At 62.9% G+C, this 16,754-nt stretch carries 17 protein-coding genes and 1 riboswitch; of the genes, 5 read left to right on the forward strand and 12 right to left on the reverse strand.

Going from position 1 to position 16,754, the window contains the following annotated elements:
* Window positions 1-34: 34 nt before the first annotated feature.
* The 6 genes from FBY02_RS25235 to cobO are packed head-to-tail and all read right to left on the reverse strand — an operon-like array spanning window position 35 to window position 6,043.
* A complete protein-coding gene (locus FBY02_RS25235; protein WP_144930932.1) occupies window positions 35-1,486 on the reverse strand; it encodes a cobyric acid synthase in 1,452 nt (483 codons plus the stop codon).
* Complete coding sequence (gene cobD / locus FBY02_RS25240; RefSeq protein WP_144930934.1) at window positions 1,483-2,475, reverse strand: threonine-phosphate decarboxylase CobD; 993 nt, start codon at window positions 2,473-2,475, stop codon at window positions 1,483-1,485. The genes FBY02_RS25235 and cobD overlap by 4 nt, the downstream gene beginning before the upstream one ends.
* Window positions 2,468-3,376: an adenosylcobinamide-phosphate synthase CbiB gene (gene cbiB / locus FBY02_RS25245; RefSeq protein ID WP_144930936.1), complete on the reverse strand. Its 909-nt coding sequence runs from the start codon at window positions 3,374-3,376 to the stop codon at window positions 2,468-2,470. Before cbiB ends, cobD begins: the two co-directional genes overlap by 8 nt.
* The gene (gene bluB / locus FBY02_RS25250; protein ID WP_144930938.1) at window positions 3,373-4,023 is read right to left on the reverse strand and encodes a 5,6-dimethylbenzimidazole synthase; all 651 of its coding nucleotides are present in this window, start codon (window positions 4,021-4,023) and stop codon (window positions 3,373-3,375) included. Before bluB ends, cbiB begins: the two co-directional genes overlap by 4 nt.
* Window positions 4,020-5,420, reverse strand: a complete 1,401-nt coding sequence (locus FBY02_RS25255; RefSeq protein WP_144930940.1) for a cobyrinate a,c-diamide synthase — start codon at window positions 5,418-5,420, stop codon at window positions 4,020-4,022. Before FBY02_RS25255 ends, bluB begins: the two co-directional genes overlap by 4 nt.
* Window positions 5,417-6,043 (reverse strand): cob(I)yrinic acid a,c-diamide adenosyltransferase, encoded by a 627-nt coding sequence (gene cobO / locus FBY02_RS25260; RefSeq protein WP_144930942.1) that lies wholly within the window; start codon window positions 6,041-6,043, stop codon window positions 5,417-5,419. The genes FBY02_RS25255 and cobO overlap by 4 nt, the downstream gene beginning before the upstream one ends.
* 80 nt (window positions 6,044-6,123) lie before the next feature.
* Window positions 6,124-6,339, reverse strand: a riboswitch (cobalamin riboswitch).
* A 159-nt stretch (window positions 6,340-6,498) separates the two neighbouring features.
* Here cobO and FBY02_RS25265 point away from each other — a divergent pair.
* Window positions 6,499-7,083: a hypothetical protein gene (locus FBY02_RS25265; protein WP_144930944.1), complete on the forward strand. Its 585-nt coding sequence runs from the start codon at window positions 6,499-6,501 to the stop codon at window positions 7,081-7,083.
* A 66-nt stretch (window positions 7,084-7,149) separates the two neighbouring features.
* Window positions 7,150-8,460: a sorbosone dehydrogenase family protein gene (locus FBY02_RS25270; RefSeq protein ID WP_144930946.1), complete on the forward strand. Its 1,311-nt coding sequence runs from the start codon at window positions 7,150-7,152 to the stop codon at window positions 8,458-8,460.
* A gap of 80 nt (window positions 8,461-8,540) precedes the next feature.
* On the opposite strand, the gene FBY02_RS25275 is transcribed toward FBY02_RS25270, so the two are convergent.
* The 6 genes from FBY02_RS25275 to FBY02_RS25300 all read right to left on the reverse strand — a co-directional run bounded on the left by FBY02_RS25275 (window position 8,541) and on the right by FBY02_RS25300 (window position 13,822).
* Window positions 8,541-9,203 (reverse strand): class I SAM-dependent methyltransferase, encoded by a 663-nt coding sequence (locus tag FBY02_RS25275; protein ID WP_144930948.1) that lies wholly within the window; start codon window positions 9,201-9,203, stop codon window positions 8,541-8,543.
* A 15-nt stretch (window positions 9,204-9,218) separates the two neighbouring features.
* The gene (locus FBY02_RS25280) at window positions 9,219-9,752 is read right to left on the reverse strand and encodes a C40 family peptidase (RefSeq protein WP_144930950.1); all 534 of its coding nucleotides are present in this window, start codon (window positions 9,750-9,752) and stop codon (window positions 9,219-9,221) included.
* 164 nt (window positions 9,753-9,916) lie between these two features.
* Window positions 9,917-10,543 (reverse strand): C40 family peptidase, encoded by a 627-nt coding sequence (locus FBY02_RS25285; RefSeq protein WP_144930952.1) that lies wholly within the window; start codon window positions 10,541-10,543, stop codon window positions 9,917-9,919.
* 230 nt (window positions 10,544-10,773) lie between these two features.
* The gene (gene hda, locus FBY02_RS25290) at window positions 10,774-11,478 is read right to left on the reverse strand and encodes a DnaA regulatory inactivator Hda (RefSeq protein WP_003178999.1); all 705 of its coding nucleotides are present in this window, start codon (window positions 11,476-11,478) and stop codon (window positions 10,774-10,776) included.
* Between the two features lie 179 nt (window positions 11,479-11,657).
* Window positions 11,658-12,731, reverse strand: coding sequence for an AI-2E family transporter (locus FBY02_RS25295; protein ID WP_144930954.1), 1,074 nt, complete (start codon window positions 12,729-12,731; stop codon window positions 11,658-11,660).
* Window positions 12,732-12,763: 32 nt separating this feature from the next.
* Window positions 12,764-13,822, reverse strand: coding sequence for a DUF2066 domain-containing protein (locus FBY02_RS25300; RefSeq protein ID WP_144930956.1), 1,059 nt, complete (start codon window positions 13,820-13,822; stop codon window positions 12,764-12,766).
* A 365-nt stretch (window positions 13,823-14,187) separates the two neighbouring features.
* Between FBY02_RS25300 and purM the strand changes: the two genes are divergently transcribed.
* The 3 genes from purM to FBY02_RS25315 are packed head-to-tail and all read left to right on the forward strand — an operon-like array spanning window position 14,188 to window position 16,630.
* Window positions 14,188-15,246, forward strand: coding sequence for a phosphoribosylformylglycinamidine cyclo-ligase (gene purM, locus FBY02_RS25305; protein WP_047700498.1), 1,059 nt, complete (start codon window positions 14,188-14,190; stop codon window positions 15,244-15,246).
* A gap of 11 nt (window positions 15,247-15,257) precedes the next feature.
* On the forward strand, window positions 15,258-15,908 hold the full coding sequence (purN, locus tag FBY02_RS25310; RefSeq protein ID WP_144930958.1) for a phosphoribosylglycinamide formyltransferase: 651 nt from the start codon (window positions 15,258-15,260) through the stop codon (window positions 15,906-15,908).
* A gap of 8 nt (window positions 15,909-15,916) precedes the next feature.
* Window positions 15,917-16,630 (forward strand): DUF3108 domain-containing protein, encoded by a 714-nt coding sequence (locus tag FBY02_RS25315; RefSeq protein WP_041020213.1) that lies wholly within the window; start codon window positions 15,917-15,919, stop codon window positions 16,628-16,630.
* The last annotated feature ends 124 nt before the right edge of the window (window positions 16,631-16,754 follow it).

Here is a 16,754-nt window from a genome sequence, read left to right on the forward strand (position 1 = left end):
GGTGTAATACCTTCAAATAGGCGATGGGGCCACCCTAGATCCCACAGAGTTCACGCAACAAACCGGTATCCAGATGTTTTTCCACCAGGTCCGCCAGCCGCTCGATATCCCGCTCGCGCAAGCCGTGGTAATCCACTGCTCGCACATCCGCCAACCCGGCCCAACGCAACAAGGCGCTGCTGGACTCGGACGACTCGAACAGGCCGTGCAGGTAGGTGCCGAGAATCTGCCCGTCGAGGCTCCGGGCCCCGTCGCAGCGGCCGTCATCCAATTGCACCAAGGGCTGTTCCAGGGCCGGGCCGACAGTCACGCCGGCATGGATCTCATAGCCACTGACCTCGGCATTCTCCAGGGTCAATCGGCCTCGGACATTGCGCAACTGCTTCTCGTGCTCCAGAGTCGTTTCGAACGCCAGGAGCCCCAGCCCGGCGCTGGAGCCCGGCGTGCCTTCCAACCCCAGCGGATCGTGGACCTGTTGCCCGAGCATCTGCAACCCGCCGCAGATCCCCAGCAGCTTGCCGCCATAGCGCAGATGCCGCTGAATGGCCGCTTCCCAGCCGTGGGCCCGCAGATGGGCCAGGTCGCTGCGCACGCTTTTCGAGCCCGGCAGGATGATCAGGTCGGCTGGCGCAATGGCCTGGCCCGGACCGATGAATTGCAGGTCAACCTGCGGGTGGAGGCGCAACGGATCGAAATCGGTGTGATTGCTGATGCGTGGCAGCACCGGCACCAACACTTTGAGCACCTGCTCGGCCTTGTCGGTTTGGCGCCGATCCAGGCCGTCCTCCGCCTCCAGATGCAGGTCCGTCACGTAGGGCAACACCCCCACTACCGGCTTGCCGGTGCGGGCTTCCAGCCAGTCCAACCCCGGTTGCAGCAAGGCAATGTCGCCGCGAAAACGGTTGATGATGAAGCCCTTGACCCGCGCCTGCTCGCTGGGCGAAAGCAGCTCCAGGGTGCCCACCAGATGGGCGAATACCCCACCGCGATTGATATCGGCGATCAGCAGCACGGGGCAGTCCACCGCTTCGGCAAATCCCATGTTGGCGATGTCACCGGCCCGCAGGTTGATCTCGGCCGGCGACCCCGCGCCCTCCACCATCACCACCGGATACGCCGCGCTCAACCGTTGGTGGGAAGCCAGCACGGCCTGCATCGCGATGGCCTTGTAATCGTGATAGGCCACAGCATTCATGGTGGTGACCGCACGGCCATGGATGATGACCTGGGCCCCCGTGTCGCTGTTAGGCTTGAGCAGTACCGGGTTCATGTCGGTGTGCGGCTCGAGGCCGGCGGCCTGGGCCTGTACGGCCTGGGCGCGACCGATTTCGCCACCGTCGGTGGTCACCGCGCTGTTGAGGGCCATGTTCTGCGGCTTGAACGGCACCACACTCACGCCATGGCGCCTGACCCAGCGGCACAGCGCCGTGACCAGGGTGCTTTTACCGGCATCGGACGTGGTGCCTTGCACCATCACTGTGGTCATTGGAAGTCCTCGGCGTAGGCCACGAAAGCCTGTTCCAGGCGCAGGAATTCGGCATCGTCGGCCGGTAACCCGAAGCGCAGGCTGCTGGTGTTCGTGAATAGCCGCAGGAGAATGCCGCGATGGGCCATGAAGTCGTGAAGCATCTGAGCGTGTTCGGTGACCAGCCACTGGAACAACGCGCAACCACCCTGGGGCTTGAAGCCGTGACGGGCAAGCAGCAATGACAGGCGTTGGCTGGCAGCTTCACAGCGCTGTCGCTGACGGGTGTGGGCGGCGGTGTCGAGTAAACAGGTTTGGCCCAGGACCCGGGTCGGCCCGCTGACCGCCCACGGCCCGACCTGCTCGGCGAGCAACCTGAGCAAATGTTGCTCGGCCAGGACAAACCCCAGGCGAACCCCGGCCAGGCCAAAGAACTTGCCGAAGGAACGCAGCACGATCAGCCCGACCTGATGGGCATGGGCAGCCAGGCTCAGTTGCGGGGTGACATCCATGAAAGCCTCGTCCACCACCAGCCAGCCGCCGCGCTGGGCCAGTCGCGCGTGCCAGTCCAGCAAACGTTCGGGGCTCAGGTTCAGCCCCGTGGGATTGTTCGGGTTGACCACCACCAGCACGTCGAGGCTATCGAGGAAGAAATCCACTTCCGATTCCAGCACCTCACGCACGATGTAACCGTTGCGGCGCCAGGCTTCGGCGTGCTCGGCATAACAAGGCGACAAGACACCGACCTTGCCACTGCGACGCAGGCGCGGCAACAGCTGGATCGCCATCTGCGAACCGGCCACCGGCAGTACATGGGCCGCCCCGTAATAAGTGCAGGCTGCCTGCTCCAGTCCGTCATCGGTTTCAGGCAGGCGTGCCCAGGCCCGCAAAGGAATCGCCGGGACGTCGAACGGCCATGGCGCCAGGCCGCTGGACAGGTCGAGCCAATCCACCTCGGCAATGCCATATTGCCGGACCGCTTTGCGCAGGCGTCCGCCGTGCTCAAGCATAGAACTCAGCTCCCAGACAGAGAATCAGCAACCACAACCATACGCCGCGCTGCACCAGCTGCCAGCCGCGATCAATGGAATCGGCGCTCGCCGGCACGCCCTCGCCCAGCGCTGGACGCTGGTGCAGCTCACCGTGATACACCGCCGCGCCCCCCAGCTCGACACCCAGCGCACCGGCACCGGCGGCCATGACAGGCCCGGCATTGGGGCTGTCCCAAGTCGGGCCCTGACTGCGCCAGCACTTGAGCGCCGGACGGGTTGTACCGAGCAGCGCGTAGGTCAACGCCACCAGCCGCGCCGGAATGTAGTTGAGCACGTCATCGATTTTTGCCGCTGCCCAGCCAAAGCGCTCGAAGCGCTCGTTGCGATAACCCCACATGGCGTCGAGGGTATTGCTCAAGCGATACAACACCACGCCGGGCGCTCCCGCCACGGCGAACCAGAACAGCGCGGCGAATACCGCGTCGCTGCCGTTCTCCAGCACCGACTCGGTGGCCGCGCGGGCGACGGCGGTTTCGTCCAGCTCACGGGTTTCGCGGCTGACCAGATAGCCGACACGCTTGCGCGCTTCGTCCAGATCGCCGCTACGCAGCGCCCGGGCCACCGGCTCGACATGTTCGCCGAGGCTGCGCAGGCCGAGGGCGCAGTACAGCGCCAGGATATCCACCAGCCATCCCACCAGTGGCGCCCAGGACAGGGCCGTGGCGAGCAGGGTCAGCGGCACTACCGCAATCACCCACGCCGTGACCCCGTGGCTGCGCCAACCGCGCCCGCCGGAATTGAAGCGTTGTTCGATGCGATCGGCAAAACGGCCGAACGCCACCAGCGGATGCCAGCGCCGCGGCTCCCCCAGCAATGCATCCAGCGCTACGGCGGCGGCACTGAGCAACGCGACACTCATGGGTTCACTCCCCAACGGTTTTCATAGAGCAGTTCATTGAGTGAACGCGGTTGTGCCCAGCCCTCCAGGGCGAGCATTGGTGCTGGATAGAACTCCTCCACCGGGCCGAGACAGAGTATCGCCAGGGGCTTGGCGCCCGCAGGCAGGCCCAGCAGATCGGCCAGGGCCTGGGGCTCGAACAGCGAAACCCAGCCCATCCCCAGCCCTTCGGCGCGGGAAGCCAGCCACAGATTCTGGATCGCACAGGACAGCGAGGCGAGGTCCATTTCCGGCAAGGTCCGGCGGCCGAAGATGTGCCGCTCGCGGTCATCCATCAACGCCGCCACCAGGACTTCGGCGCAGTCATTGATGCCCTCCACCTTGAGCTTCATGAATTCATCGCTGCGTTCGCCCAGGGCCTCGGCGGTGCGAATGCGCTCCTGTTCCACCAATTGCTGGATATCTGCGCGCAATGCGCGGTCGCTGATGCGGATGAACCGCCACGGTTGCATCAGGCCCACACTGGGCGCCTGGTGGGCGGCTTCCAGCAGGCGCCGCAGCAACTGGGGTTCAACCGTGCCGCCGATGAAATGCCGCATGTCGCGGCGCTCAGCGATGGCGCGGTAGATGGCGTCGCGTTCGGCCTTGGGAAATGCGTTGTCAGTCATGGCCTCTTCGCGAGCAAGCCCGCTCCCACAGAGAATTGTGAACACCCATCCAATGTGGGAGCGGGCTTGCTCGCCAAAGCAGCCTCAAGGTCCGGCGCCAACAACGCGGCAATCGCCCGCGGATTCGACGGAAAATAGAAATGCACATAGGAGGCCGTCATCCGCCCCTGCCGGAACACCGCCTCCGCACCACGCCCACCGTTAGGGCTATGGCCACGGGCGATCGGTTCCAGGTCAGTACTGGTCAGCGAGTGATGGTAGGTGTGTCCGCGCAGAGTGCCTTCCGGCAGCTCCACCGATTGCAGCGCCAGGGCGGCGAGGCGCTTCTGCATCTGCGCGTCACCGGCGAGCAACCCGAGCAGCTCGGCGCGATTGCCCTCGACATCGGTCAGCGAATCCAGCAGATACAACATGCCGCCGCACTCCGCCAGCAACGGCTTGCCGGCGTGGTGATGTGCCCGGATTGCCGCCAGCATCGGCGCATTCCGGGCCAAGGCCAGGTGATGCAATTCAGGATAACCGCCAGGCAGGTACAGGCTGTCCGCCTCGGGCAGTTCGTGGTCATGGATCGGTGAAAAAAAGCGCAACTGCGCGCCCATGGCGCGCAGCAGATCGAGGCTCGCGCCATAGGTGAAGGCAAACGCTTCGTCCCGGGCCACGGCGATGCGGACCCCGTCGAGCCACGGCTGCGCGGCAATCACCGCGGGGGCGGCGAATGTCACCGCCGGCGGAAGCGTCACTTCGCAACTGCCGGCCAGGGCCTCGGCCGCAGCGTCGAGGCGCAGGTCCAGGTCGTTCAGCTCGCTGGCCTGGACCAGTCCGAGATGACGACTTGGCAGCTCGATTCCGGTTTCCCGGGACAGCGCGCCGTACCAGCGCAGGCCTTCGGTGAGGCTGCCTTCAAGCAATTGCGCATGGCGCACGGTGCCGACCCGGTTGGCCAGGACGCCGGCGAAGGGCAGATCCGGCTGATAGCGCGCCAGCCCGAGGGCCAGGGCGCCGAAGGTCTGAGCCATGGCCGTGCCGTCGATCACCGCCAGCACCGGCACACCGAAATGTCGCGCCAGATCGGCGCTGGACGGCGTGCCGTCGAACAACCCCATCACCCCTTCGATCAGGATCAGGTCCGCTTCGGCTGCAGCTTCCCACAACAACCGTCGGCTTTCCTGCTCGCCGACCATCCACATGTCCAATTGATAGACCGGCGCGCCGCTGGCGCGCTCCAGGATCATCGGGTCGAGGAAATCAGGGCCGCATTTGAAAACGCGCACCTTGCGCCCCTGGTTGCGATGCAGCCGGGCCAGGGCAGCGGTGACCGTGGTCTTGCCTTGCCCCGACGCCGGGGCGGCAATCAGTACCGCCGGGCATTGGCGGTCTGGAAACGAAGGGTCACTCACAGTTCGACGCCCTTCTGTGCCTTGATACCGGCCTGGAAGGCATGCTTGATCATGCCCATTTCGGTGACGGTGTCTGCCAGCTCGATCATTTCCGGCTTGGCGCCGCGGCCGGTCACCACGACATGCTGCATGGGCGGACGCGCCTGCAGGTCGCTCAGGACCTGGTCGAGATCGAGGTAACCGTGCTTGAGCGCAATGTTCAGTTCATCGAGCACCACCAGGCCAATGGACGGATCGTTCAGCAGTTGGCGCGACACGGCCCAGGCCGTTTCGGCGGCCGCGATGTCGCGCTGTCGATCCTGGGTTTCCCAGGTAAACCCTTCGCCCATGACGTGAAAGCGCACCTGATCCGGGAAACGCCGGAAAAACAATTCCTCACCGGTGCTGTTGCGGCCCTTGATGAACTGCACCACGCCACACTGCATCCCATGCCCCATGGCTCGGGCCAGCATGCCGAACGCCGAACTGCTCTTGCCCTTGCCGTTGCCGGTCAGCACCAACAGCAAGCCGCATTCGTTCGGTGAATTGGCGATGCGCTCGTCGATCACGGCTTTCTTGCGCTGCATACGCGCCAGGTGACGCTCGTCGCGGTCGGACGCATCTGTATCAGGGGAGCCGGTCATGGGGAAGCCTCCGTTGAGAACTGGATAACGGCAGGCGGGCACGGGAAAAGACGGCAACAAGCCTGGCATCGCCCACCGTGATGCCGTTGGATGGATCAGGCCGGTCTCCGGGCTCATGAGCGGCGTAACGCCGAGCTGCGCGCCTTCCCGTGCCGACAGACACAGTGACTAGGGTTAACAACCCTGATGGCAGCTTTGACTCATTTACCGTTGCGGGGGCAGCGCCGGGTTCTCACCGGCTTCCCTGTTTCACTCTGTCGACCGGGTCACAGAGCACCTGAAACAAGTCGCGAAGGTTAGAGGGTTGGTGGTGGAGCGTCAATTAAAGCCGCCGCGGGCCCGGCAATGATTATGGGCCTGGATCAATAAAGTGACGCCAATCTTGTGTCACGCTGTGGCAAGTGATATCAAATAGGCATTACGACCCGATATCACAAAAACAAGAGGGCAGAAACATGCAAGGCATGATCATCAGCAATCCAAAGCTGGAATTCCTGCGCCCGGTGCTGGAACGCTGGTTTGACTGTATCGACCGCTACAACGCCGTGCGCGGCGATAACGATACGCCCTACTGGTTCGATGAAAAGGCCAACCTCGGCCTGCTCTCTGCCGCCGCCTGGATGGCCGAGATGGTCACGCTGCAGCACACCGCGACCCGCAAACAGAATGAAGAAGGCGAACGCAACGTCAGCGCCGATCTGTTCATTGCCGGTGCCGAGGATCGCGCTTTCATCCAGGCCACCCAACGCTGGCCGAAGGTCAAGAACCTGAACCTGACCCAACCCCTGCAAGATGTCACCAGCGATGCCAAGCGCATCAGCTATGCCACCGACCTGAAGCTGGGCTGCCTGTTCGTCGCCCCGCAGAAAGCCCAGCAAAGTGCTACCCCTGAAGAACTGCAGGACATGATCGATGACCTGCAAAAGGAAAACACCTGCGCCGTGGCCTGGTATTTCCCTTACAACTACCGCAAGTTGCGCAACGAGGCCGGTCATTACCACCCGGGCATCGCCGTGCTGTTCAAACAGGCCCACGGCTGACCGGTTGAACCATCGCCGGTATATGCTTCTCTATGAATAACTACATGCATTCATAGGGAAGCCAGCATGCTCAAGCCACCGCACCTCCTGATCGTTGCCCTCGCCGCAGGGCTTGTCGCTTGTGGCGAGTCTTCCACGCTGCAAGTCTCCGATGGCACCGGCCCATCGCCAAAACTGCCCGAACCGAACAAGACCCTGGTCCCCACCGTCAACATCGCCGAAGCCGTCGGCTGGCCCCAGGGCGCCAAGCCAACCGCGGCCGAAGGCCTGCAAGTGGTGGCGTTTGCCGAGGGGCTGGACCATCCGCGCTGGCTCTACGTGCTGCCCAATGGCGACGTGCTGGTGGCGGAAACCAACGCCCCGCCCAAGCCGGACGATGCCAAGGGCATCCGTGGCTGGGTAATGAAGAAAGTCATGGGCCGCGCGGGTGCCGGCGTCCCCAGCCCCAATCGCATCACGTTGTTGCGCGACGCCAATCACGATGGCATCGCAGAAACCCGCACGGTCTTCCTGGAAAACCTCAACTCGCCGTTCGGCATGACATTGGTGGGCAATGACCTGTACGTGGCCGACACCGATCGACTGATCCGCTTCCCCTACAAGGACGGCGATACGCAAATCAAGGCGCAGCCGACCAAGGTCGTCGACCTGCCGGGCGGCACCATCAACCACCACTGGACCAAAAACGTGATTGCCAGCCGTGACGGCAGCAAGCTCTACGTCACCACCGGTTCGAACAGCAACGTCGCGGAAAACGGCATGGAGGCAGAGGAAGGCCGCGCGGCGATCTGGGAAGTGGACCGCGCCACCGGCAATCATCGCATTTTCGCTTCGGGCCTGCGCAATCCTAACGGCCTGGCCTGGGAACCGCACAGTGGTGCGTTGTGGACAGCGGTGAACGAGCGGGATGAGATCGGCAGCGACCTGGTGCCGGACTACATCACCTCGGTCAAGGACGGCGCTTTCTATGGCTGGCCCTACAGCTACTACGGGCAGCACGTTGACGTGCGGGTCGAGCCACAGAACCCGGCGCTGGTGGCCAAGGCCATCGCACCGGACTACGCCGTCGGCCCTCACACGGCCTCATTGGGTCTGACCTTCACCGAAGGCAGCGCCCTGCCAGCGCCCTTCACCGAAGGCGCGTTCATTGGCCAGCATGGTTCCTGGAACCGTAAGCCCCACAGTGGCTACAAAGTGATTTTCGTACCGTTCAACGGCGGCAAGCCGGCGGGGAAACCGGTGGATGTATTGACCGGGTTCCTGAATGCAGATGAAAAAGCCCAGGGCCGGCCGGTGGGCGTGGTGATCGACAAGCAGGGTGGGTTGCTGGTAGCCGATGACGTGGGAAACAAAATATGGCGGGTGTCGGGTAAATAAATCTGCCGATGGCCTGCGGACAACTCTGTGGCGAGGGGATTTATCCCCTCGCCACAACATCATCCAACCAGGAACCGTATTTAAAGCTTACGACACAAGGTCAACCCATCCCCCAATGGCAGCAGCGACAAATCCACCCGCCGATCTTCCTTCAATGCGCGGTTCAATGCCTGGATGGCACGGGTGTCCTCGCTCTGGGGCTGGGCTTCCAGCACCCGGCCGCTCCACAACGTGTTGTCGAATATCACCAGCCCACCGCCACGCAGCAACCGTAGCGCGCGCTCCAGGTAAGCCGGGTAGTTGGCCTTGTCCGCATCGATGAAGATCAGGTCGAACGTGCCGCCCTGCCCTTGGCGCTCCAAAGCGTCGAGGGTTTCCAGGGCCGGTGCCAGGCGCAGGTCGATTCGCTCGGCCATCCCGGCTTCGCGCCAATACCGCAGCGCCACGGCGTTGTAGTCACCTGGAATATCGCAACAGATCAACGAACCGTCCTGCGGCAGGGCGCAGGCCATGCACAAAGCGCTGTAACCGGTGAAGGTACCGACTTCCAGCAAGCGCCGGGCGCCGGTGAGTTTTACCAGCAATGCCAGGAATTGCCCCTGCTCGGGCGCGATCTGCCAGCGCGCCATGGGCAGCGCCTGGGTCTCGTCCCGCAGACGTCGCTGCAAGGGCGTCTCCCGCAGGGAAACGTCCAGCAGGTACTGGTAAAGGGCATCATCGAGGTTGAGAGTGCGAGCGGTCATGACAACCTCCGCGGATCAGGGATAACGGGCCAAGTGCTCCGGTTGCAGCACCCGCTTGGCGCTCAGGTAGGCTTTCTGCCAATAGGCCTTGGACAAACTGTCGAGCTTGACCGTACCACCGGTGGCCGGCGCATGAACGAAGCGCCCCTCACCGACATAGATCCCGGCATGGCTGACCTGGGAGCCACCGTTGGTGGCGAAGAAAATCAGGTCACCGCTTTGCAGCGCGTCCTTGCCGACATCCGGGGCGCGCATGCCGATCATCTCGCGGGTCGAACGTGGCAGGGAAATACCGGCGGCATCACGGTACACGTAACCGATCAGGCCGCTGCAATCGAAGCCCGAATCCGGTGTATTGCCGCCCCAGCGGTAGGGTGTCCCGACCAGGCCCAACGCCCGGAAGAGCACATCTTCAGCGGCAGGCGACAAAGGTTGCGCGGGGGCAAAGACCACGGGAGCCCGCACTGGTGCGGGCGGTGGCGTACGGCTTGCGCACGCGCTGAGCAGTGCGACAAGGCAGATGAGGGCGAGGCGGGCCGACGTCGACATATGCAGAACAATCCTGATCTGGATGCGGCTTTTCTGCCGTGGACATGAAAACAATCCGCCTGCGGAATACGCAGGCGGATTGCCATCAATCAATGATCAAGGATTCTAGCGGCTATGAGGCAAACTTCAAGTAAGACTTTAAGTTTGCCTTACAAAATGTGCGCTTACTTGCGAGCGGTGACCACGGTCGGTGCCATGGCGAGGGCGCGCTTGGCTTCGATGAAGGTCTTGTTCCAGTAGCTGTCGCCCAGGCTGTCGATCCGCACGCCACCGCTGCGGCGGCTGCTGGAATGGATGAACTGGTTGTCGCCCAGGTAGATACCGGCGTGACTGACGCGACCACGACGCCCACTGGTGCTGAAGAACAGCAGGTCGCCAGGCTCCAGCTGGTTGCGAGCTACCAGCGGCGCATTCACGTTGATCATTTCACGTGTGGAGCGCGGCAGGTTCATGCCGGCCTCTTCACGGAACAGGTAGCCGATGAAACCGCTGCAATCGAAGCCGGCTTCAGAAGTGCCGCCGAAACGGTAGCGGGTACCAATCAGCGACATGCCGCGTTCCAGGATGCTGTCGGCCAGCACCGGGAGCTGATAAGGCTTGCTGCCGGCGAAGGCTGCGAGTTCTTTGTCGTCTGCCATTTCTTCCTGGAACGTCATGGAAGAAGACTGGGCGGTAACGGAGTTCTTGACCTGTGGTTGTTGCGCTTGCTGCGACACTGGAGAGTGGGCAGCGCAACCGAACAGCAGGGTAACGAGTGCGAGAGGCACGAGGGGTGCGAAGCGATTGAGCATGGGCACGACCGTGGCTGAAGTAGTAAAGATGGCGAGACTATGCCTTCTATCGACTTCATTTGCAAATTCAATCGATGAAAATGTGACTTCCCGCTTTTCCGTCTACATCTAAGCGCTTAAGCCCATTTTGAAAGTCATGTGGCCTGCTGCCCAGCAGGACCGCAGGTTTTTCCATGCCTTAGAGGTTGCTGGTTACAAAGCTGTACCCCCTGTGGCGAGGGTCGCTGTGTTTACCAGCCCAAGGTTTCTTTCAGGAAAGGAATAGTCAGCTTGCGCTGGGCCTGAAGGGAAGCCTGATCGAGGCGTTCGAGCAATTCGAACAGCGCGCTCATGCTGCGGGTACCACGGGTGAGGATGAAATGCCCGACTTCGTCGGTCAGGTGCAGGCCACGGCGGGAAGCGCGCAGCTGCAAGGCACGGAGTTTGTCTTCATCGGAGAGCGGACGCATCTGGAAAATCAGCGCCAGGGTGAGACGGGACTTGAGATCCGCCAGTTTCACCGGCAGCTCCCGTGGCGACGTCGAGGCAGCGATCAGCAAGCGCCGACCGCTGTCGCGCAGCCGGTTGAACAGATGGAACAGCGCCTCTTCCCAGTCAGCCTTGCCGGCAACGGCCTGGAGATCGTCCAGGCAGACCAGTTCGTACTGTTCAAGGTTGTCGAGGATTTCCACGCCACGATCCAGCAACTCGGCCAGCGGCAGATATACCGCTGGCTCGCCCAATTGTTCGAACCGCAGGCAAGCGGCCTGCAACAGGTGCGTGCGCCCTACCCCGTCCTTGCCCCATAGATAGATCAGACTCTCGGTCCAGCCGGCGTCGGCTTCGCAAAGCCGCTCGACATAGCCGAGTGCAGCGGCATTGGCGCCTGGGTAGTAGTTGATGAAGGTGGCGTCGTCACGCAGACGCACACCTAGGGGCAGCTGAATCGGTTTCATGCTGGCTGGACAGCTCCAAAGGAACCGTGAGTGGCCTCTGTGTAAAGTTGGCAAAGTCTATACCCGTGGCGCGGGCCGCACAATGCGCCGCACCACGAGCAAAATCAAAGGTTTGCAGCGCCAGGACAGTGGGACGAGCATTTCCCTGGCGCCAGGACATGTCTCACACTGGCGTCGGCCTACAGCTCGGGGTCTTCAACGCCGCTGTAGATATCCGAATCCTTGTACAGATCATGTACATGACGCACCAGCACCATGATCACCGCTGCCACCGGCAGCGCCAGCAGGATCCCGGTAAAGCCGAACAACTCGCCGCCCGCCAGGATCGCGAAGATCACCGCCACCGGATGCAGGCCGATGCGATCCCCCACCAGCAACGGTGTCAGCACCATGCCCTCCAGGGCCTGGCCAACCATGAACACCGCCACGATGCCGATCATGGGGTAGAGATCGCCGCCAAACTGGAACAGCCCGGCAATCAATGCCGCGCCAATACCGATCACGAACCCCATGTACGGAACGATGGCGGCCAACCCGGCGATCATGCCGATCAAGAGCCCGAGCTCCAGCCCCACCAGCATCAACCCCGCCGCATAGATGAAGCCCAACGCCACCATCACCAGCAACTGCCCGCGCACGAAGGCACCCAGCACTTCGTGGCATTCACCAGCCAGGGTCATGATGCGCTCTTCGCGGTGCCGGGGCAGCAGGCTGCGGATCTTGGCCATCATCACGTCCCAGTCCCGCAGCAGGTAGAAGCTCACGACCGGGATCAATACCAGGTTGGCCAGCCAGCCGATCAGCGCCAGGCCCGAGGCGGTGGCCTGGCTGAGCACGACGCCAACGATGTCGGTGGTCTGGCCCATGTGGGCGCTGATGGCTGCCTTGACCTTGTCGAACTTCCAGAAGCCATCCGCCAAGCCCAGCTTCGACTGCACCCACGGCACCGCCGTGTGCTGCAACCAGTCGAGCATCTGCGGCGCCAGCTCGTACAGACGCACCAATTGCTTGGCGAGCATCGGTATCAGCACCAGCAACAGGGCGCTGACAATCAAGGTGAACAGCGCAAATACCGCCACCACACCCCAGGTTCTCGACAAACCGAGCTTTTCCAGGCGGTCCACCACCGGGTCAAACAGATAAGCCAACAGTAACGCTACCAGGAACGGCGTCAGAATCGGATGCAGCAGATAGATAAACGCGAACAGCAGGGCAACCCCGCCCAACCAGAACCAACGCCGCGTATCGCCCATGAACCACTCCCCGCTATATAAAGAAAGAAAACCTACCAGCGGAACCGCAGACTGGCCGTCGGCGCGGGCGCCGGTGCTGCTGCCGGTGCCGTTCCATCGGCAGCCGGCGGAACCACAGGCGCCGGGGTAACCGCTTCACCGGCGGGTATTTCCTGCAGCTTCGCCAGGGCCAACTGCGCCTTCAGTTGCTCCGCGCTGCCGTTGACCCGATAAATGATCCGATCACCCTCGACCCGCTGCACCTGCCCACCGAACGGCTCGAGCAAACGCCCAAGGGCGGCATAACGCTCAAGGTTCATGCCCTGCACTTCCAGCGACTGCTCGGTGGCCACACCCGGCTTGGCCACGAAGCGCGGCGCCAGGCGCTGACTCACCGCCAGCATCACCGCATCGGCCAGCGCAGCCTGGTCGGCGCCCTGGACAGTGCCCTGCTCACGCTGGTCGCCCAGCCACAGGCGCCAGGTTCCGCGCCACTGACCGCCCTCTTCCTTGGCGTGGACCGCCAGCAAGGCATCCGCCGCGTATCGTTCCGAGGCATCGTGCAACGGCGCCGGATCGCTGCCTTCCAGGTTCGGCGCGGTGGCAACGATCTGCTCGCTCAAGTCCGCCAGTGGCAAGTGCAGCGCCAGGCCCCGGTGCTGGGCGGCACGGCGCAACAGCGTGGCGCTAGCCTGACCATCGCCTACCAGGCTGGAGCCTTCGGCCGAGTCGTTGAGCCACCAGCCCAGGATCGATGGCCGGTTCACACCCCACAGCGACAGCCCGGCCGAACGCAAGGCCCGGTCGGTGCTCGTCGGATCGAAGTCAACCTTGAGGCTTTCCGGCGGGCCGGCGTCGTAGCCATATTGCAGAATGATCTGCTGCGGGTCCTTGCGGATCGCCGCCAGCCCTGGGCTCTGGGGGGCCTTGGCGTCGCCGGTCAGGCGCAGCACGAGCGTATCGAGTGCGCGCAGGGTCGCCTGGTTGCGCTCATCCGGTGTCTGGCTGCTCACCGGTTCGAGCACTTGATAGAGGCCATTGAGGGTTTCAGCATGGCTCGCCAGGCTGATCAGCGACAAGCAGCCCACGGACAAGAATTTGAACAAACGCATGGAAGATTCCCGGACATAGACGACTGGAACAAGCCGTGTGAAGAAAAATCGAGCATGGCTGTGACCACAGCATCTGGCAAAACATTCACAACCCGATGGAAGTTTCGCACCGCGTAACCATAGCCGGTTACCGCTACACCTTATACAGGCGCACCGCGCAGCACCAACAGAAGAAATATCGGTTTTTTTCCTCGGATATGTCCCTGCCCGTCGGCGCGAGGATGGCCGCTGCTTCACAAGCCTGATAAAATCGCGCGCCTTCGCAGACCGGCAATGGCCGGGCACCCGGAATAACTCGTACAACGGTTATTCAATGGCCCCGGCGATCGGTCGTTACCCAGAAATCCCCCCTAAAGGCCTGGATCATGAGCAAGCAACCCTCCCTGAGCTACAAGGACGCCGGTGTAGACATCGACGCCGGTGAAGCATTGGTCGAACGCATCAAGAGCGTCGCCAAGCGCACTGCGCGCCCGGAAGTCATGGGCGGGCTGGGCGGTTTCGGCGCCCTCTGCGAGATCCCGGCCGGCTACAAGCAACCGGTGCTAGTCTCGGGCACCGACGGCGTGGGCACCAAGCTGCGCCTGGCACTGAACCTGAACAAGCACGACAGCATCGGCATCGACCTGGTGGCCATGTGCGTGAACGACCTGGTGGTCTGCGGCGCCGAGCCGCTGTTCTTCCTCGACTACTACGCCACCGGCAAGCTGAACGTCGACACCGCTGCCCAGGTCGTGACCGGCATCGGTGCCGGTTGCGAACTGTCCGGCTGCTCCCTGGTCGGCGGCGAAACCGCTGAGATGCCAGGCATGTACGAAGGTGAAGACTACGACCTGGCCGGCTTCTGCGTCGGCGTCGTGGAAAAAGCCGAAATCATCGACGGCTCGAAAGTCGCCACCGGCGATGCCCTGCTCGCCCTGCCATCCTCCGGCCCGCACTCCAACGGCTATTCGCTGATCCGCAAGATCATCGAAGTGTCCGGCGCCGACATCGAGAACATCCAGCTCGACGGCAAGCCACTGACCGACCTGCTGATGGCCCCGACCCGCATCTACGTCAAGCCGCTGCTCAAGCTGATCAAGGACACCGGCGCCGTCAAGGCCATGGCCCACATCACCGGCGGCGGCCTGCTGGACAACATCCCGCGCGTCTTGCCAAAAGGCGCCCAGGCGGTGGTCGACGTGGCGAGCTGGACCCGTCCGGCGGTGTTCGACTGGCTGCAAGAGAAAGGCAACGTCGACGAAACCGAAATGCACCGCGTGCTGAACTGCGGCGTGGGCATGGTGATCTGCGTGGCCCAGGAGCACGTCGAAACGGCCCTGAACGTACTGCGTGAAGCCGGCGAACAGCCTTGGGTCATCGGCCAGATCGCAACCGCGGCCGAAGGCGCTGCCCAGGTCGAGCTGAAAAACCTCAAGGCTCACTGATGCAGGAAAACATGCCTGCAACCTGTAACGTCGTGGTGCTGCTGTCCGGCACCGGCAGTAACTTGCAGGCGCTGATCGACAGCACGCGGACCGGTGACAGCCCGGTCCGTATCCGCGCGGTGATTTCCAATCGCGCTGATGCCTACGGCCTGCAACGTGCCAAGGACGCGGGTATCGACACCCGCGTCCTGGATCACAAGGCGTTCGAGGGCCGCGAAGCCTTCGACGCCGCGCTGATCGAACAGATCGACGCCTTCAATCCCCACCTGGTGGTCCTGGCCGGTTTCATGCGCATCCTCAGCGCCGGCTTCGTACGCCACTACCAGGGCCGCCTGTTCAACATCCACCCCTCGCTGCTGCCCAAATACAAAGGGTTACACACTCACCAGCGCGTGCTGGAAGCCGGAGATACTGAGCACGGCTGCTCGGTGCACTTTGTCACCGAGGAACTCGATGGCGGACCACTGGTCGTACAGGCAGTAATACCGGTAGAGTTGCACGACACGCCGCAAAGCCTGGCACAACGGGTTCACGCCCGGGAACACCAGATCTACCCGATGGCCGTGCGTTGGTTTGCCGAAGGACGGCTCACCCTCGACGATCGTGGTGCCTCACTGGACGGCCAGTTACTCGCCGCCAGCGGCCATTTGATTCGACACTAGGAGATTTTATGCGTCGCGCCCTGCTCTTCGCCTGCGCTCTGCTTGCCCTGCCCCTGGCACAGGCTTCAGACCTTCAACCGTTCTCCGCCAGCTACACCGCCGACTGGAAACAGCTGCCCATGAGCGGCACCGCCGAGCGCAGCCTGACCAAGGAGGCCAACGGCACCTGGAAGCTGAGCTTCAAGGCGTCGATGATGATTGCCAGCCTGACGGAAGAAAGCACCCTGACCCTGGACAAGGACACGCTGCTGCCGCAGTCCTACCACTTCGAGCGCGGTGGCCTGGGCAAGGCCAAGAAGGCCGACCTGGACTTCGACTGGAGCACGAAGATGGTCACCGGCACCGATCGCGGCGACGCGGTGAAGCTGCCGCTGAACCGTGGCATGGTCGATAAATCCACTTATCAGTTGGCCCTGCAGCACGACGTCGCGGCCGGCAAGAAGAGCATGAGCTACCAGGTCGTCGATGACGGCGAAGTCGATACCTATGACTTCCGCGTGCTGGGCTCGGAAAAGGTCGATACCAAGGCCGGCCAGATCGACGCGATCAAGGTCGAGCGTGTACGCGATCCGACACAGAGCAAACGCACCACCGTACTCTGGTTCGCCAAGGACTGGGACTACCTGCTGGTTCGCCTGCAACAGGTCGAGACTGACGGCAAGGAGTACAACATCATGCTCCTGGACGGCACGGTCAACGGCAAGCCGGTGAAAGGCAGCTGATCGACGCGAACACCAAGAAGCCCCGCCAATGCGGTAATGCTGTTCACTTAAGCGGAGCGGCCTTACGATCTACCGGATACCGAGTTTTGGAAATCTTCACTGTCCTCGGCCGCCCTGGCCTTGG

It is taken from the genome of Pseudomonas sp. SJZ078 (assembly GCF_007828255.1).
Classification (GTDB): domain Bacteria; phylum Pseudomonadota; class Gammaproteobacteria; order Pseudomonadales; family Pseudomonadaceae; genus Aquipseudomonas.

What these genes read in the sequence shown, in the direction of transcription:
- FBY02_RS25285 (WP_144930952.1), bottom strand. Translation starts at nt 10,543, where the DNA reads ATGCTCAATCGCTTCGCACCCCTCGTGCCTCTCGCACTCGTTACCCTG.
- FBY02_RS25265 (WP_144930944.1), top strand. Translation starts at nt 6,499, where the DNA reads ATGCAAGGCATGATCATCAGCAATCCAAAGCTGGAATTCCTGCGCCCG.
- cobD (WP_144930934.1), bottom strand. Translation starts at nt 2,475, where the DNA reads ATGCTTGAGCACGGCGGACGCCTGCGCAAAGCGGTCCGGCAATATGGC.
- cbiB (WP_144930936.1), bottom strand. Translation starts at nt 3,376, where the DNA reads ATGAGTGTCGCGTTGCTCAGTGCCGCCGCCGTAGCGCTGGATGCATTG.
- FBY02_RS25300 (WP_144930956.1), bottom strand. Translation starts at nt 13,822, where the DNA reads ATGCGTTTGTTCAAATTCTTGTCCGTGGGCTGCTTGTCGCTGATCAGC.
- purM (WP_047700498.1), top strand. Translation starts at nt 14,188, where the DNA reads ATGAGCAAGCAACCCTCCCTGAGCTACAAGGACGCCGGTGTAGACATC.
- bluB (WP_144930938.1), bottom strand. Translation starts at nt 4,023, where the DNA reads ATGACTGACAACGCATTTCCCAAGGCCGAACGCGACGCCATCTACCGC.
- purN (WP_144930958.1), top strand. Translation starts at nt 15,258, where the DNA reads ATGCCTGCAACCTGTAACGTCGTGGTGCTGCTGTCCGGCACCGGCAGT.
- FBY02_RS25275 (WP_144930948.1), bottom strand. Translation starts at nt 9,203, where the DNA reads ATGACCGCTCGCACTCTCAACCTCGATGATGCCCTTTACCAGTACCTG.
- hda (WP_003178999.1), bottom strand. Translation starts at nt 11,478, where the DNA reads ATGAAACCGATTCAGCTGCCCCTAGGTGTGCGTCTGCGTGACGACGCC.
- cobO (WP_144930942.1), bottom strand. Translation starts at nt 6,043, where the DNA reads ATGACCGGCTCCCCTGATACAGATGCGTCCGACCGCGACGAGCGTCAC.
- FBY02_RS25235 (WP_144930932.1), bottom strand. Translation starts at nt 1,486, where the DNA reads ATGACCACAGTGATGGTGCAAGGCACCACGTCCGATGCCGGTAAAAGC.
- FBY02_RS25295 (WP_144930954.1), bottom strand. Translation starts at nt 12,731, where the DNA reads ATGGGCGATACGCGGCGTTGGTTCTGGTTGGGCGGGGTTGCCCTGCTG.
- FBY02_RS25315 (WP_041020213.1), top strand. Translation starts at nt 15,917, where the DNA reads ATGCGTCGCGCCCTGCTCTTCGCCTGCGCTCTGCTTGCCCTGCCCCTG.
- FBY02_RS25280 (WP_144930950.1), bottom strand. Translation starts at nt 9,752, where the DNA reads ATGTCGACGTCGGCCCGCCTCGCCCTCATCTGCCTTGTCGCACTGCTC.
- FBY02_RS25270 (WP_144930946.1), top strand. Translation starts at nt 7,150, where the DNA reads ATGCTCAAGCCACCGCACCTCCTGATCGTTGCCCTCGCCGCAGGGCTT.